At 71.7% G+C, this 12,537-nt stretch carries 16 protein-coding genes and 1 pseudogene; 8 read left to right on the forward strand and 9 right to left on the reverse strand.

Annotated elements, in window-relative coordinates; all coding sequences use genetic code 11:
• Positions 1–268: 268 nt before the first annotated feature.
• Positions 269–1,027, reverse strand: a complete 759-nt coding sequence (locus tag ACFWGJ_RS34085) for a class I SAM-dependent methyltransferase (protein WP_387332358.1) — start codon at positions 1,025–1,027, stop codon at positions 269–271.
• Positions 1,028–1,125: 98 nt separating this feature from the next.
• Here ACFWGJ_RS34085 and ACFWGJ_RS34090 point away from each other — a divergent pair, with 98 nt between their 5' ends.
• On the forward strand, positions 1,126–1,779 hold the full coding sequence (locus tag ACFWGJ_RS34090) for a CGNR zinc finger domain-containing protein (protein ID WP_387332359.1): 654 nt from the start codon (positions 1,126–1,128) through the stop codon (positions 1,777–1,779).
• A gap of 65 nt (positions 1,780–1,844) precedes the next feature.
• Here the strand turns inward: ACFWGJ_RS34090 and sodX are convergent.
• Positions 1,845–2,096, reverse strand: a pseudogene (sodX, locus tag ACFWGJ_RS34095) (nickel-type superoxide dismutase maturation protease); the annotation flags it as partial.
• A gap of 144 nt (positions 2,097–2,240) precedes the next feature.
• Between sodX and sodN the strand changes: the two are divergent.
• A complete protein-coding gene (gene sodN, locus ACFWGJ_RS34100) occupies positions 2,241–2,636 on the forward strand; it encodes a superoxide dismutase, Ni (RefSeq protein ID WP_005480378.1) in 396 nt (131 codons plus the stop codon).
• Between the two features lie 231 nt (positions 2,637–2,867).
• Positions 2,868–3,221, forward strand: a complete 354-nt coding sequence (locus tag ACFWGJ_RS34105; protein ID WP_387332361.1) for a hypothetical protein — start codon at positions 2,868–2,870, stop codon at positions 3,219–3,221.
• 78 nt (positions 3,222–3,299) lie between these two features.
• Here the strand turns inward: ACFWGJ_RS34105 and ACFWGJ_RS34110 are convergent, their stop codons facing one another.
• The 4 genes from ACFWGJ_RS34110 to ACFWGJ_RS34125 all read right to left on the reverse strand — a co-directional run bounded on the left by ACFWGJ_RS34110 (position 3,300) and on the right by ACFWGJ_RS34125 (position 6,173).
• Positions 3,300–3,803 carry a hypothetical protein gene (locus tag ACFWGJ_RS34110; protein ID WP_387332363.1) on the reverse strand — a complete coding sequence of 168 codons (504 nt, stop codon included), beginning with the start codon at positions 3,801–3,803 and terminating at the stop codon, positions 3,300–3,302.
• 173 nt (positions 3,804–3,976) lie between these two features.
• The gene (locus ACFWGJ_RS34115) at positions 3,977–4,363 is read right to left on the reverse strand and encodes an STAS domain-containing protein (protein WP_387332365.1); all 387 of its coding nucleotides are present in this window, start codon (positions 4,361–4,363) and stop codon (positions 3,977–3,979) included.
• Positions 4,364–4,599: 236 nt separating this feature from the next.
• Complete coding sequence (locus ACFWGJ_RS34120; RefSeq protein ID WP_387332367.1) at positions 4,600–5,328, reverse strand: GAF and ANTAR domain-containing protein; 729 nt, start codon at positions 5,326–5,328, stop codon at positions 4,600–4,602.
• A complete protein-coding gene (locus ACFWGJ_RS34125; protein WP_387332368.1) occupies positions 5,325–6,173 on the reverse strand; it encodes a GAF and ANTAR domain-containing protein in 849 nt (282 codons plus the stop codon). Before ACFWGJ_RS34125 ends, ACFWGJ_RS34120 begins: the two co-directional genes overlap by 4 nt.
• 1,206 nt (positions 6,174–7,379) lie before the next feature.
• On the opposite strand from ACFWGJ_RS34125, the gene ACFWGJ_RS34130 reads away from it, so the two are divergent.
• From ACFWGJ_RS34130 to ACFWGJ_RS34150, 5 genes are all read left to right on the forward strand, one after another.
• The gene (locus ACFWGJ_RS34130) at positions 7,380–7,640 is read left to right on the forward strand and encodes a hypothetical protein (RefSeq protein WP_387332370.1); all 261 of its coding nucleotides are present in this window, start codon (positions 7,380–7,382) and stop codon (positions 7,638–7,640) included.
• 385 nt (positions 7,641–8,025) lie between these two features.
• Complete coding sequence (locus ACFWGJ_RS34135; protein WP_387332372.1) at positions 8,026–8,784, forward strand: GAF and ANTAR domain-containing protein; 759 nt, start codon at positions 8,026–8,028, stop codon at positions 8,782–8,784.
• 327 nt (positions 8,785–9,111) lie between these two features.
• Positions 9,112–9,852, forward strand: a complete 741-nt coding sequence (locus tag ACFWGJ_RS34140; protein ID WP_387332374.1) for an ANTAR domain-containing protein — start codon at positions 9,112–9,114, stop codon at positions 9,850–9,852.
• Between the two features lie 55 nt (positions 9,853–9,907).
• Positions 9,908–10,321, forward strand: coding sequence for a helix-turn-helix transcriptional regulator (locus ACFWGJ_RS34145; protein ID WP_210889873.1), 414 nt, complete (start codon positions 9,908–9,910; stop codon positions 10,319–10,321).
• 5 nt (positions 10,322–10,326) lie between these two features.
• Entirely contained in the window at positions 10,327–10,737 is a 411-nt protein-coding gene (locus ACFWGJ_RS34150; RefSeq protein WP_107021374.1) for a VOC family protein, read from the forward strand.
• A gap of 36 nt (positions 10,738–10,773) precedes the next feature.
• On the opposite strand, the gene ACFWGJ_RS34155 is transcribed toward ACFWGJ_RS34150, so the two are convergent.
• From ACFWGJ_RS34155 to ACFWGJ_RS34165, 3 genes are all read right to left on the reverse strand, one after another.
• Positions 10,774–10,992, reverse strand: a complete 219-nt coding sequence (locus ACFWGJ_RS34155; RefSeq protein WP_387332377.1) for a hypothetical protein — start codon at positions 10,990–10,992, stop codon at positions 10,774–10,776.
• Between the two features lie 55 nt (positions 10,993–11,047).
• Complete coding sequence (locus ACFWGJ_RS34160) at positions 11,048–11,632, reverse strand: dihydrofolate reductase family protein (RefSeq protein WP_387332379.1); 585 nt, start codon at positions 11,630–11,632, stop codon at positions 11,048–11,050.
• A 173-nt stretch (positions 11,633–11,805) separates the two neighbouring features.
• Positions 11,806–12,429 carry a GNAT family N-acetyltransferase gene (locus ACFWGJ_RS34165; RefSeq protein WP_387332381.1) on the reverse strand — a complete coding sequence of 208 codons (624 nt, stop codon included), beginning with the start codon at positions 12,427–12,429 and terminating at the stop codon, positions 11,806–11,808.
• Positions 12,430–12,537 lie beyond the last annotated feature (108 nt).

Here is a 12,537-nt window from a genome sequence, read left to right on the forward strand (position 1 = left end):
GGGCGGTACGGGTTTCCCGTACCGCCCCCCTCCGCGTGCGGCTGCCGCCGGGTTGACGGTCACCTGCGGGTCCGGTGGGGGCGAGCCCAAAAGATTGCGCAGTTCCCCGCGCCCCTGGGTACCTCAGCCCGCCCGGCGTGCACAGCTTCAGCCCGCCCGACGTGCACAGTTCCAGCCCGTCCGGCGTTTGAGGACAAAAGGGGGCGAGGGGGCGCAGCCCCCATGTGTGGACGGGAACGGGTAGGGGCGGCGGGGGCGAGAGAGTCGGCTACCGGACGGCCAGGACCAGCGCGTCGGACGGCGACCGCCACACCTCCCGCGCCTCCACGAACCCCGCCGCCCGCAGGGCCCCCGCATGCCACGCGGCAGACGGAGTATCCCCGTCCGCATGCTCCCCGTAGATCTCGAAGCGCCGAGCCGTCGGCTCCGCGAGCAGCGGATCCGCGGCGGCCAGCTGCCACCACGACGCCCAGTCGAGCACACCGGCGGCCTTCGCCGTCTCCATCCGCGCATGCCGCTGCGCCTGGTCCGCCGCGTTGATCAGCGGAGTCGTCTCGTCGACCATGTGGTCCGCGTTCATGAACACGCCACCCTCCCGGACGACCCCGGCGACCTGCCCGTACAGCACCGCAAGCGGCTCACTGTGCAGCCAGTGCAGCGCGGTCGCGGTGAGGACGGCGTCGTACGAGTCGTACGGCAGCAGGGAGACCCATTCGGGGTCCTTGAGGTCCGCGGTGACGAACGTGACCCGGTCGTCGCCGGCGAACGTGCCCTCGGCGATGGTCAGGAGCGCGGGATCGAGATCGACTCCGGTACTGACCGCCTTCGGGAACCTTTCGAGGAGCCGGGCCGTGATACTTCCCGTACCGCACGCGAGGTCCAGGACCCGTGGTTCGGGGCCCACCAGGGCCTCGACCATGTCGAGCATGACCCGGAAGCGCTCCTCGCGGTCCGGGAGGTACCACTCCTGCTGCCGGTCCCAGCTCTCCTGCCACGCCTGCCAGTCGGACCCGAGGGTGGTCGTCATGAAAGCCCCTTTCGACTCCAGGATGTAATACCCTGGAAGCACCATCAGCCATTACGTGCCCGCACCACGACCATAGAGCGCCCTCGTAAGGACTACAAGTGGAACTGGCCTATTACTCGGATTACGCCGTCCGTCTCGTCAACAGCGAGGAGCCGGCCCGGGGCAAGGACACGCTCACCTCGGTCGAGGCCGTCCGTGACCTCTTCGGGGGCAACTCGTCGGCGGCCCGCCGCGCCAACGACTCGGACGTGACCCGCTTCCGCGGCGTACGGGCCCGGCTGCGCGCGGTCTTCGAGGCGGCCGACGGCGGCGACGAGACGCTCGCCGTGGACCTGCTGAACTCCCTGCTGCTGGAGTTCCCGGTGAGCCCGCAGATCTCGGGCCATGACTTCCGGGACGACGACGGCCGTCCGCTGTGGCACATGCACCTGGCGGACCACCCGTCGAACGCGACCGCCGGGTACGCCGCGATCGCCGCGATGGGCCTGGCGTTCCACCTCACCGAGTACGGCGTGGACCGCCTCGGCCTGTGCGAGGCACCGCCGTGCCGCAACGCCTACCTCGACACCTCGACGAACCGCTCCCGGCGCTACTGCTCGGACCGCTGCGCGACCCGGGCGAACGTCGCCGCCTACCGCGCCCGCAAGCGCCTGGAGGCGGAGGACCGGCCGGAGAGCACCGGCCGGGCGGCCGACCACAGCCAGCGCGCGACCGCGAACGGCGAGCGCCGGCCCTTCTCGGGCGGCCGGTAGCGGAACCGCACCTTCCCGAGGACCAGATCCTCGGGCACGGTTCCGTAGTCCCTGCTGTCCCCGCCGGCGAACGCGTTGTCGCCGAGCACCCACCAGCCGCCCTCGCGCCGCTCGACCGCGCGTTTCACGACCAGCAGGTCCTGCTGGAACGGATGGCGCAGGACGACGACGTCACCGGGCCTGACCCTGGCCCCGTACTGCACGAGGAGCTGATCCCCGTGCAGCAGCGTGGGCGTCATGGACGGCCCCGTCACCTCGGCGGCCCCGAACGGCAGGACGCCCCTCCCGCGCTCGGTCTCCTGCGACAGCTCCGGCATCCCGGCACCTCCCCGGTCCTATCCTCCACGAGTCCCAGTCTGACCCTGGACTTTTGTCCTAAGCCCATGGGGGCACTCGCGAAAACCCGTCCCTCACGGAGTAATGTCCCACCTGAGAAGACGATCACGAGGAAGGACAGCTCAATGCTTTCCCGCCTGTTTGCCCCCAAGGTCAAGGTCAGCGCACACTGCGACCTGCCCTGTGGTGTGTACGACCCCGCCCAGGCCCGCATCGAGGCGGAGTCGGTGAAGGCCGTCCAGGACAAGATGGCCGCCAACGACGACCCGCACTTCCAGGCCCGCGCCACCGTCATCAAGGAGCAGCGCGCCGAGCTCGCCAAGCATCACGTCTCGGTGCTGTGGAGCGACTACTTCAAGCCCCCGCACTTCGAGAAGTACCCGGAGCTGCACCAGCTGGTCAACGACGCCCTCAAGGCCCTCTCGGCCGCGAAGGCCTCGACCGACCCGGCGACGGGCCAGAAGGCTCTCGACTACATCGCCCAGATCGACAAGATCTTCTGGGAGACCAAGAAGGCCTGACCTCGCGTCACGCTTTGTGTGTCTGCGGTTGCTTCGACCGCAGCGCCTTCACGACCGCACCCGGTCCGCAGGCCGCCGTACCCGGCGTCCGTCGCGGTCCGGGTGCGGTCGTTCTCCGTTCCTCGCGCGTACAGGGAACCTCCCCATGGGAGGGAAAAGAAGGTGAGCTGATCGTTGTCAACCCCGTGGTCGGCGGAGTATAGAGAACGATGACGCGGGAGGGGTGACGGCATGATCACCGAACTGGCTGTGGAGCGGGTCGAGTTCACCTGCGGCCAGTGCCAGGACCGCTGGGCCCTCGACTACGACGTGCAGCGTTTCATGGACGGGCGCGGTCACGAGTGGGAGTACTTCTCCTGCGACGGCCGCAGTGTCCCGTCGCCCTACACCCTGGAGGGTGCGCCCTGCTGCGGCCATTGCGGCCACCGCCCGGCGGGCCGTCTCGCGGCCCGCCGCCCCGTGCCGCTGCCCGGCATGCCAGGCTCGCCGCGGAGCCCGGTCCCGGACGCCGGCGGCCACCGGCCGGAGCGGCACAGCGCGCCGCTGCTGTCGGCGGCGGGCGACCCCCAGGGCGCCGCCCCCTGACGGGCCCGGCCCGTCAGCCCCTCCGCGACGCGACCGCTGTCGACGCACCGCGCCTGCCGCAACTCGGCCAGGCCGGACTCACGTCCCCGCGTGGTCCAGCGGCACCTGGCCCGTACTCCGCAGGGGAACCCGCCGGCCCACGAGCACGGGATGGGTCATGGCCAGGAACCAGGTGTCGGACCTGACGTCCAGCCCCCGGGCCTCGGCGATGCGCCGGCACGCGCGCACGTCGTCGAAGCCGACGATCCAGCGCGGCCGGGCGACGGCGGTGACGCTGTGCACCTCGCACCGGAAGTCGGTCAGATCGTCGGTCTGCAGCGCGACGAGCCGGCGCGGGGAGATCACCTCGCACAGCGCCCGGGCCACGGGACTGTCCTCGGGCAGCAGCACCACCGGCTCGCCGTCGAAGTGGACCAGCCCGACCAGTTCGATACGAGGCAGACCGCGGCGGGTGACGGCCAGCCGGGCGGCCGTTGTACGGGCCAGGACCTCCCGGCACTCCTGTTCGGTCAGCCGGGCCGGGTGGTCCTGCTCGGCCGGCCGGGCCCGGCGCTCCGGCCCGCTCGGATGACGTTCGTCCACGCTTCGGCCCTCCGCCGGCGCCCGCGCACGCCTACGGGGGCGCACTCGGATCGCGTCCGATGTGGGGGTGCCTGCCGGGGTCCTGGGCCGGCGCCCCCGGACCGGGTGGACCCGGCGCGGGAGCGCGTTCCCACTCTCGTACGACGAAGGGGCCCCGGCAAGGCGCTGTCCGGTCAGGCGGGCACTCCGCGCCCGGAGGCCTTGTCGCACGGTGATCTGGGTTCGTCGAGGAACGTGAAGGTGCGTTCGAGCCGGGAGAGACGCAGCACCCGACGGATCTTGGCGGGGGTGCGGGCGAGGCGCAGTTCGACGCCGGCCAGGCACGTCCGGTTCCTGAGGCGGACCAGCAGGCGCAGCCCGCCCGCGTCCAGGAAGGTCACCGCGCCGAGGTCCACGACGACACCGGACAGCGCGGGGTCACGGGGACGGTCGAGGAGTTCGGCGATCCGCGGGAACAGTTCCTGGTCGGCCCACGCGTCCAGTTCCCCACGGGGCAGGAGTAACAGCGTGTCTCCCGCCGTCCGGTGGCGCAGACCGAAGGTGACGTGATGGGTGCCCATGGCCCACCTCAGTGTTCTTTCCAGCAATCACGGCAGACGTGAGGACGCGGCTGGGGGGACCGCGGCGGATGCCACCAGGGTCTTGGGCGGCACCGAAGTGATACTCACCATCGTGCCCGGTCACACGAGGGCGTACGCCGTACACGGGGCGATTCTTGGTGGTAGTTGCATGGATCGGGCGCCCCTGCGCACGCCGTGGCGCAGGGGGCGTGCGCGACGGCTCGTACCGGCGGGGGTCATCCGAGGGCGGCGAGCACCTGGGACGGTTCCAGGGTGCGGCGGACCAGTGCCTCGGCGGTCGAGGTCAGCCGGTTGCCGTTGCGGCCGCTGTAGGCGAGCAGGGCCTCCATCGCCCGTGCGGGTTCGAGCCTGCCGTGCTCGGCGAGCATGCCCTGCGCCATCTCGACGGTGGCCTTGGCGGCGACGGCCGCCTGGACATGGGTGAGGATGTCCATGGGCCGGGCGGGGTCCGGACTCCAGTGGACCAGCGCCACGGCGGCCACGTCGGCGAGCGCCTGGGCGAGGCGCAGATCGCCCGGCAGGAGGCCGGTGGGCGCGGTGAGCAGGAGGCTCACGGAACCGATGGTCTGGTGGTTGACCCGCAGCGGCAGCGCGTGCGCGGCGCCGTAACCGGCTTCCTGGGCCTGGGCAGTGAAGCGCGGCCACCGTCCGTCGAGGTCGTCGAGATGGGTGGCGTCGACCGGCAGCCGGGTCCGGTAGCAGTCGCGGCCGGGGCCTTCCCTGGTCTGGGTCTGGACCAGTTCGGCCGACGCCGTGTGGGCGGAGACCGACATCGTACGGAGGTCGCCGCGGACCGTGGCCATCATGACGCTGACCGTGTCGGCGCCCACGATGCCGACGCAGTGCCTGGCCAGGCGGTCCAGCAGGACCACCGGGTCGAACCCGTCGGCGAGGGTGTCGGCCAGCCCGACGAACGCCTCGGCGAGCTGCTCTTCACGGGTCATGACCGGTCACCGTCTCCTTCGTCGCCGAGCCGACCGCGGCCCTTGTGCTGATTGTCGTCCGCTTCCGGACGGAAACGCAGCGTTCGGGCGAGAATCTCCTGTGCCACCTCGGTGACCGTCCGCCCCTCCGAGAAGGCGTGCGCCCGCAACCGGTCCAGTGCTTGCTCGGGATCGACCCCAATTTGGACCATGACCATGCCAACGGCCTGATGAACCTCGACGTGGTCGGCCTCCGCGGCGTCCACCCAAGACGCTACTCCAGCTTCGTCCGCGGATACGAAGCCGTCCGAGGCTGCTTCGAGGTTCAGTACCGCAAACGTGACCGCGTCCCTCGCCAGCAGCGCTATCCGCAGATCGCGCGGGGACAGGGCCCCGACGGTGTCCCGGTAGAGGTCGAGGGTGCCGATCGCGAGGGCACCGGCGCCGAGGGGCAGCGAGAAGACCGCCCGGACGCCCAGCTCGACGGCCTGATGGGCGAAGACCGGCCAGCGGCGGGCGTCCGGCCCCTGGGTGAGGTCCGGCGCGAGCACGGGGGCGGCCCGGTCGAGGGCGCTCTGGCAGGGCCCGTCGCCCAGCGTGTACTGCGCTTCGGCGAGGCGCGCGGCCGTGTCGTCACTGGCGCACCACAGCGCCCGCGCGGTCCTGCTGCCGGTGATCGAGATCGAGGCACCGGTGACGGGCAGCAGATCCACGCAGGCCGCGCAGAGCAGCTCGGGCACCCGTTGCACTTCGCTGGAGGAGGCCAGGGAGGTGAAGGCCTCGGTGACCCGGCGGCGGTCCTCCAGATCGGAGGGCTGTATGCGGTCGGGCATCTCGTTGTCGCCGCCACGGTTCTCGTGCCGCATCGGCTTCACCTCCGCCCGGTCGCTCGGCCAGCAGCATGATCCGCCAAGTATCGCCCACGCCGGCGGCCTCGGAGGGCAACCACCCGCCCGTCGCGCCCTGTCACGCCACGACACTCGTGCCCCCAGTCTCGTCCTTGTGCCCGCTTCCGGCTCGCCCCGGTTCGGACGCGTGACGCTTCGGACGCGCCCCGGCCCGGGATCCGTACCGTTTCAGCCACCGTGCCCCCCTTTCCGTACCGCGCGACTCCTGCGGGCCGTCGGCCCGCGATCTCCCACCGCGCCGGTGTGCCGTCCGTGAGTGGCCGATCACCCTCTGTTCCGCGCCGGCGGACCGGCTTAGGGTGACCGGTGCCCAGGACCCCGGCGACGCACCGCTTGCATCGACGACCCATGAGCGGAATCCGAGGTGAGGGCCTTGCGAAGGGGGCCGCGCGCCCTGGGGCACCGGCACGCGGCGACCGGCTTCGCCGTGCCGGCCGCACCTGTGCGCCGTACACCGGTCGGCCGCCGCACCGCGCCCGCCGCGTACACCCGTCGTCCCGGGCGCCCGGGGAGTCCCGTCCTTCCCGGGGGCTCTTCCCGTCCCGCCCCGGCACGGGTCCCGGCCTCCCGTTCCGCCCCGTCGAAGACTGATCGAACACCGGGCCCCCCTCGCGAACACGGGCGCGAACACGTCTGCGCCGGGAGCGTTCCACACCAGATTTCCTACGCCGAAGAAGGAGTGATCCGATCCCATGAGGATCCTGGTCGGTTACGCCAGGGTGCACGGATGTACGTGGACCCGCGCCGAGCGCCGCGCGGTCGGACCGGCCGGGACCGGTCGCACGGGGGCCGTCACGGAACTCTGTCCGATATCCGAGGCGTTCGAGCCCGGTGCCCTCGCCCTCGGCGGCGCACCTCGCCCCGGCGCCCGGCCGGCCCGGACGGCGGACCGCGCACCCCGTGGCCGCCACGCGCTGCGCACGCGCGCGGAGCGGCTGTGCGGCGCGGGCGGGCCGCCGCCCGCGGTGCGGCGCCTGTTCCAGCGGCACGGCGCGAGGCCACGTCGACTGCCCGGCCTCCGGCCGCCGCCGCGGGCACGGGAGCATCGCGGGCTGCCCGACGGCTTGCACGGCGATCACCTCACGGCCCTGAGACCTCCGGTGTGCGGAGCCCTCGGTGGCCGGGGCGGGCACGGAGGGCCAAGGGCCGGACGGGAGGCACCTGTTGGCGACTGACGACGCGGGATTCCCGCCCACGGACCGGCTGTGGGAGGCGTTCGTGGCGGAGCTGTCCCGTGGGCTGCGCGCCGGCGCGGCCAGGAATCACGGCACGCCGCGGAACACGGACCGGAGCGCCCCCGAGAAGGAGAACGAGGGCGGCGCATGCCGCGGGACGGCGGCGAGAGGACGAGGAAGCCATGACCCGGGCCGAACCGCTCAGGAAGAGACGGTCGCGGTGCGTCCCGTCCCGGACGGCACCGCATGACGCGCCCTCACTTGTGCCACGCCGGGCCCCCGTTCACGCCCCGCCCGGACATCCGTACCGGAACACCCGTACCACCGGCTCCGAACAGCGAGGACCCGGCAGCGACGGGCCGAGGCAGCGATGGGCCGACGCGGACACGCGATCCGTACAGGGCCCCGTGCTCCGCGGAGAGAGAGGGTCAACAGCGCGTAAAGCTTTGCGCATTGGAAGGGGCGCGCGCCGGAAGATACGACCATCACGGACTCACCGTAGTCGCGCGATGGCGCCATGTGCTTGGCTGTCGTGTGGAACGAACGACACCCCCCGGTCCGGCGATCACGCCCGGGCACCCGGGGGGTCGTCCGTTCCGGCTCGGCAGCCCCACCCAGCCGTCAGGAACCAAGAGATGAGCCTCGAACCTCTCGACACCACCCGGTCGCAGGAATTAGCCGCGAATCTGCTCACTCTGGTCGACGCCCCGACCCGGGGTGAGAGCGAGGAACACCTCCTGCGCCGGCTTGCGCGGGTCACGGCCCTCCTGCCCGGTGTGGAGGCGGCCGCCTGCAGTCTGATCGGTCCCGAGGGCGCTCCCTGGCGCATGGCCGCGACGGACGAACGCACGCGCCGGCTGGAGTGCCTCCAGGCCGAGTCGCGGGTGGGTCCCTGCCTGGACATCGCCCGGGGCAAGGGACCCCTGGCCAACATTCCGATGTCCCACCCGCACAGCCGGACCCGCTGGCCCCGCTTCACCAGCCGCGCCCTGTCCGAGGGTTTCACCGCCGTCACGGCCCTGCCCCTGGCCCATCAGAATCGGGCGCTGGGCGCGCTCGATCTCTATCACCAGCACGGCAGGCTGGAGCCGTCGGGCATGCGGTGGGCCCGGCTCCTCGCCGACGCCACGGCTGTCGGTCTGACCCATCGCGATGTGCTGCGCGACGCGCTCGTCCGCGGCGATCAGCTGCAGAACGCCCTGAACAGCCGCGTCCTCATCGAGCAGGCCAAGGGCATCCTCGCCGAACGCCTCGACTGCGACCTCCAGGAGGCGTTCGATCACCTGCGCGGCCATGCCCGCACGAAGCGGATGAAGCTCATCGACCTGGCCGCCCTGATCGTGGCCGACCCGTCCGACACCTCGCCGTTTCCGCGTCGGCACCAGGCCCCCTGACGGCCGTCGCACCGGTCGCGGTCACGCGGGCGGCGCTCCCGCACCGGCTGATCGGCGTGCGGCGGGAGTCACCGAACGGGCCCGATTCGTCGCGTGATTGCCGTCGAACCCGGGCCGCCGTAGTCGTAGGCTTGATGCCGCCGCCGACCGGGGCCGAAGCCGAACAGGCCGGCGGAACGAAACCGGAGCAAGTCGATCCGACTCATCGTGATCCGACTCGGCGTCATCCGGCTCGACGTCACCCGGCTCGGCACGGACCGACTCGGCGTGATCCGGAGGGACGTACTGGCAGAGAGAGGCACGACAGGGCAAGGGGAGGAAGCCGGAATGCCCGAACAGCCGCGCGAGGAGCGGTTGGCCGCCGCTTTCGTGGAGCTCGCCACCACCCTGGCGGGCGACTTCGACGACATCCACTTCCTGCGCACCCTGTCCGAACGCTGCGTCGACCTGCTGGACATCGCGGCCGCGGGGGTCGCCCTCGCCGCACCCCGAAACGGCCGGACGGAGGTCACCGGATCCGACGCCCGCATCCGCAGCCTCGAACGGAACGGCGTCGACTGGGGCGAGGGGCCGTGCCATGACTGCCTGCGCACCGGCAACCCCGTCGAGGGCATCGCCCTCGACCACCCCGACGCCCGAGCGGCCTGGCCCCGCTTCACCCGCAGGGCCCGCCGCCTCGGCTTCCACTCGGTCGCCGCGACGCCCCTGCGCGTACGCGACGAGGTGGTCGGCGCCCTCAGCCTCTTCCTGGACGGACCCGGCACACCGGACCCCGGACAGCTCCGGCTGGGCCGGGCCCTCGCCGACTTCGCCGCCATCCCGATCCTCCAGCAGCGGGAACTGCGCCGGCAGATGCGGCTCACCGAACAGCTGGAGACCGCGCTGGAGTCCCGCATCCTCGTCGAACAGGCCAAGGGCGCCCTCGCCCAGCAGCGCCGGATCACCGTGGACGAGGCCTTCGCGCTGCTGCGCGACCACGCCCGCTCCCGCCGGCGCCGGATCTCGGCCGTGGCCCGGGAGGTCCTGGACGGCACCGGCGAGCTCTCGCTCGCCGAGCCCGCCGACTGATCCCCGGCGGACCGGTCCCGGGGGCGCTGTCGGTGGGCCGTGGGATGCTGAGGGCATGACCACGGAGGACCTGGTCCGGCTGCGCAAGGCACGCGACCGCATGGACCGTGAGTACGCCGAGCCGCTGGACGTGCCCATGCTCGCGCGCACCGCGCTGATGTCCCCGGGCCACTTCCAGCGCAGCTTCCGCGCGGCCTTCGGCGAGACGCCGTACGGCTATCTCATGACGCGCCGCATCGAGCGCGCGAAGGCGCTGCTGAGACGCGGCGACCTGAGCGTCACGGAGGTCTGCTTCGCGGTGGGGTGTACGTCGCTCGGTTCGTTCAGCTCCCGCTTCACGGAACTGGTCGGCGAGACGCCGAGCGCGTACCGGGCACGGTCGCACGAGCCGGGGGCGGCGATCCCGGCCTGCGTGGCGAAGATGTACACGCGACCGGTGCGCCGGGCGGCGGCCAAGCCTCTAGCGTGATGGTCATGGACCTCAAAATCGCTCAGTGCTTCATCTCCGTCGACGACCACGACCGGGCGCTCGCCTTCTACCGTGACGTGCTGGGCCTGGAGGTCCGTAACGACGTCGGTTTCGAGGGCATGCGCTGGGTCACCGTGGGCCCCCCGCTCCAGCCGGACGTGGAGATCGTCCTGGAGCCGCCCCTGGCCGACCCGAACGCACCGGCGGCGGACCGGCAGGCGGTGGCCGAACTGCTGGCCAAGGGGCTGCTGCGCGGAGTCATCTTCACCACGGAGAACTGCGATGCGACGTACGAGCGGCTGCTCGCCGCGGACGCCGACATCATCCAGGAACCGATGGACCAGCCGTACGGAGTCCGTGACTGCGCGGTCCGCGACCCCGCGGGCAACCTGCTGCGCTTCACCCAGCGCAAGTGACGGGACCGGCCGCCGGCCTTCGAGAGCCGGTGCCGGTCAGGATTCCCGCTCCGCGCCGGGGCGGGACTCCTCGGGCGGCAGGCCCGGCTCGGTCATGAGCACGGGCTCCTCCCCCGCCTCGTAGCTCGCGCAGCGGGGGTTGTGGCAGGGTCCTGGACCCCACACGGGCACGAAGACGCCCAGGGTCTTGTGCCGACGCACGACCGTGTCGACGGACTGCTCGCAGACCGGACAGAGGGACTCATCGCTGGCCATACCTCCAGGATATTGCGGGAGGAGTCGGACCGACAGCCGGGCGACAGCCCCGGAATCAGCGCTTCCTGCTGTACGTGCGCACGACCGCCCCGTTCTTGAACGTACGCACCTCGCCGAGCGTGAACTCGCTGATCGCAAAGCCGGAGCCGAACATCGGCATGCCGGTGCCCAGCACGATGGGGTACGTCTTGACGACCAGCTCGTCGATCTCGTCGAGCAGCTCGCCGGCGATCTGCGAGCCGCCGCACAGATAGATGCCGAAGTCGCCTTCCTCCGCCTTGAGTTCGCGGACCTTGCCGACGAGGTCGTCGGCGACGATCTCGACGTTCGGGTCGGGCGACTCCTTCAGCGTGCGTGAGGCGACGTACTCGCGCAGATGGGCATAGGGGCTGGTGACGTCGATCTGCAGCGCGAGGTCGTAGCTGGCGCGGCCCTGGACGACCGTGTCGTACTTCTGGTTCGCCAGGTCGTCGATGCCCAGCGCGCGGCGGCCGTGGGTGGGCAGCGTCTCCGGGTACTCGGTCTTCAGGAACTCGAAGAACTCCTCGTCCACGAACGACGTCATCATCGACCCGTCGCCGCCCGGATCGCCGATGAACCCGTCGATCGAGCAGGCGATAAAATACGTGAGCTTTCGCAAGCCGGTCCCTTTCCGCAGCGTGACTGGACCATCCATTCATAGTCGAACCACTGCACCGACCGCGAGGGCATTACACACAGGGTGTGGATCTCCAACGCGCGCTGGGCCAGGGGCCTGGAGGGGCGCGGGGAACTGCGCGACCAGCTCCCACGGCGCCGCACCCGAAGAACGCCTCAAGCCCTGTCGGACCATTCCCGCAGCGGCGAGCGCAACGGTTCACGCCACATCGGCCACATGAACGGCCCCGCGGGCAACGCGACCGCCCGGCCCGTGAAGGCGAACCCCAGCCGCTCGTACAGCCCCCGGCTCCGCACCCCGCTCGCCTCCAGATACGCGGCGCGCCCCTCCCCGTCGCACCGTTCGAGCACATGCTGGATGAGGGCCGTCCCGAGCCCCTCCCCCTGCCGCCCGGGCCGGACGGCGATCATCCACAGGTATTCGTGCGCCGCGCCCGCCGGATGCGCCTCCGCGGTCAACCGGGCGATCAGCTCGACCCGTTCGTTGCCGGGATCGACGGCCTCACGCAGCTGGGCCGGCCCCTCCTCGTCCTCCTCCTGCGCCCCCGCCGGTATGGACAGCCACAGCGCACAGGCCGAGCCGTCCTCCGTGACGTCCACGTACCCCGCGTCGAGCACGAGGGCGAGGAAGGCCCCCATCAGCAGAGGATGCGTACGCCGCCGGTGGTCCGCGTCGGGAAAGACCCAGCTGCTCACCGGGTCGTCCTGGAAGGCCTCGTCGAGGAGCCGCGTCACGTCCTCCCGGTCGGTCTCGCCCGCTCTTCGGATCGCCACGCCCATGTCCCGCCCCTTTGCCTCAACGGCCCCTGTCCACTTGGCCGTTGCAGCCTAGGTGATCGCCCGGGCGAGGGGTGGCGGGTCCCGCGCACCGTGGGGATGCGCGGGGCC

Source organism: Streptomyces sp. NPDC060205 (genome assembly GCF_042728395.1).
Taxonomy (GTDB): Bacteria; Actinomycetota; Actinomycetes; order Streptomycetales; family Streptomycetaceae; genus Streptomyces.

What these genes read in the sequence shown, in the direction of transcription:
- ACFWGJ_RS34085 (WP_387332358.1), bottom strand. Translation starts at nt 1,027, where the DNA reads ATGACGACCACCCTCGGGTCCGACTGGCAGGCGTGGCAGGAGAGCTGG.
- ACFWGJ_RS34115 (WP_387332365.1), bottom strand. Translation starts at nt 4,363, where the DNA reads ATGGGCACCCATCACGTCACCTTCGGTCTGCGCCACCGGACGGCGGGA.
- ACFWGJ_RS34165 (WP_387332381.1), bottom strand. Translation starts at nt 12,429, where the DNA reads ATGGGCGTGGCGATCCGAAGAGCGGGCGAGACCGACCGGGAGGACGTG.
- ACFWGJ_RS34135 (WP_387332372.1), top strand. Translation starts at nt 8,026, where the DNA reads ATGAGCCTCGAACCTCTCGACACCACCCGGTCGCAGGAATTAGCCGCG.
- ACFWGJ_RS34140 (WP_387332374.1), top strand. Translation starts at nt 9,112, where the DNA reads ATGCCCGAACAGCCGCGCGAGGAGCGGTTGGCCGCCGCTTTCGTGGAG.
- ACFWGJ_RS34125 (WP_387332368.1), bottom strand. Translation starts at nt 6,173, where the DNA reads ATGCGGCACGAGAACCGTGGCGGCGACAACGAGATGCCCGACCGCATA.
- sodN (WP_005480378.1), top strand. Translation starts at nt 2,241, where the DNA reads ATGCTTTCCCGCCTGTTTGCCCCCAAGGTCAAGGTCAGCGCACACTGC.
- ACFWGJ_RS34120 (WP_387332367.1), bottom strand. Translation starts at nt 5,328, where the DNA reads ATGACCCGTGAAGAGCAGCTCGCCGAGGCGTTCGTCGGGCTGGCCGAC.
- ACFWGJ_RS34105 (WP_387332361.1), top strand. Translation starts at nt 2,868, where the DNA reads ATGATCACCGAACTGGCTGTGGAGCGGGTCGAGTTCACCTGCGGCCAG.
- ACFWGJ_RS34150 (WP_107021374.1), top strand. Translation starts at nt 10,327, where the DNA reads ATGGACCTCAAAATCGCTCAGTGCTTCATCTCCGTCGACGACCACGAC.
- ACFWGJ_RS34155 (WP_387332377.1), bottom strand. Translation starts at nt 10,992, where the DNA reads ATGGCCAGCGATGAGTCCCTCTGTCCGGTCTGCGAGCAGTCCGTCGAC.
- ACFWGJ_RS34145 (WP_210889873.1), top strand. Translation starts at nt 9,908, where the DNA reads ATGACCACGGAGGACCTGGTCCGGCTGCGCAAGGCACGCGACCGCATG.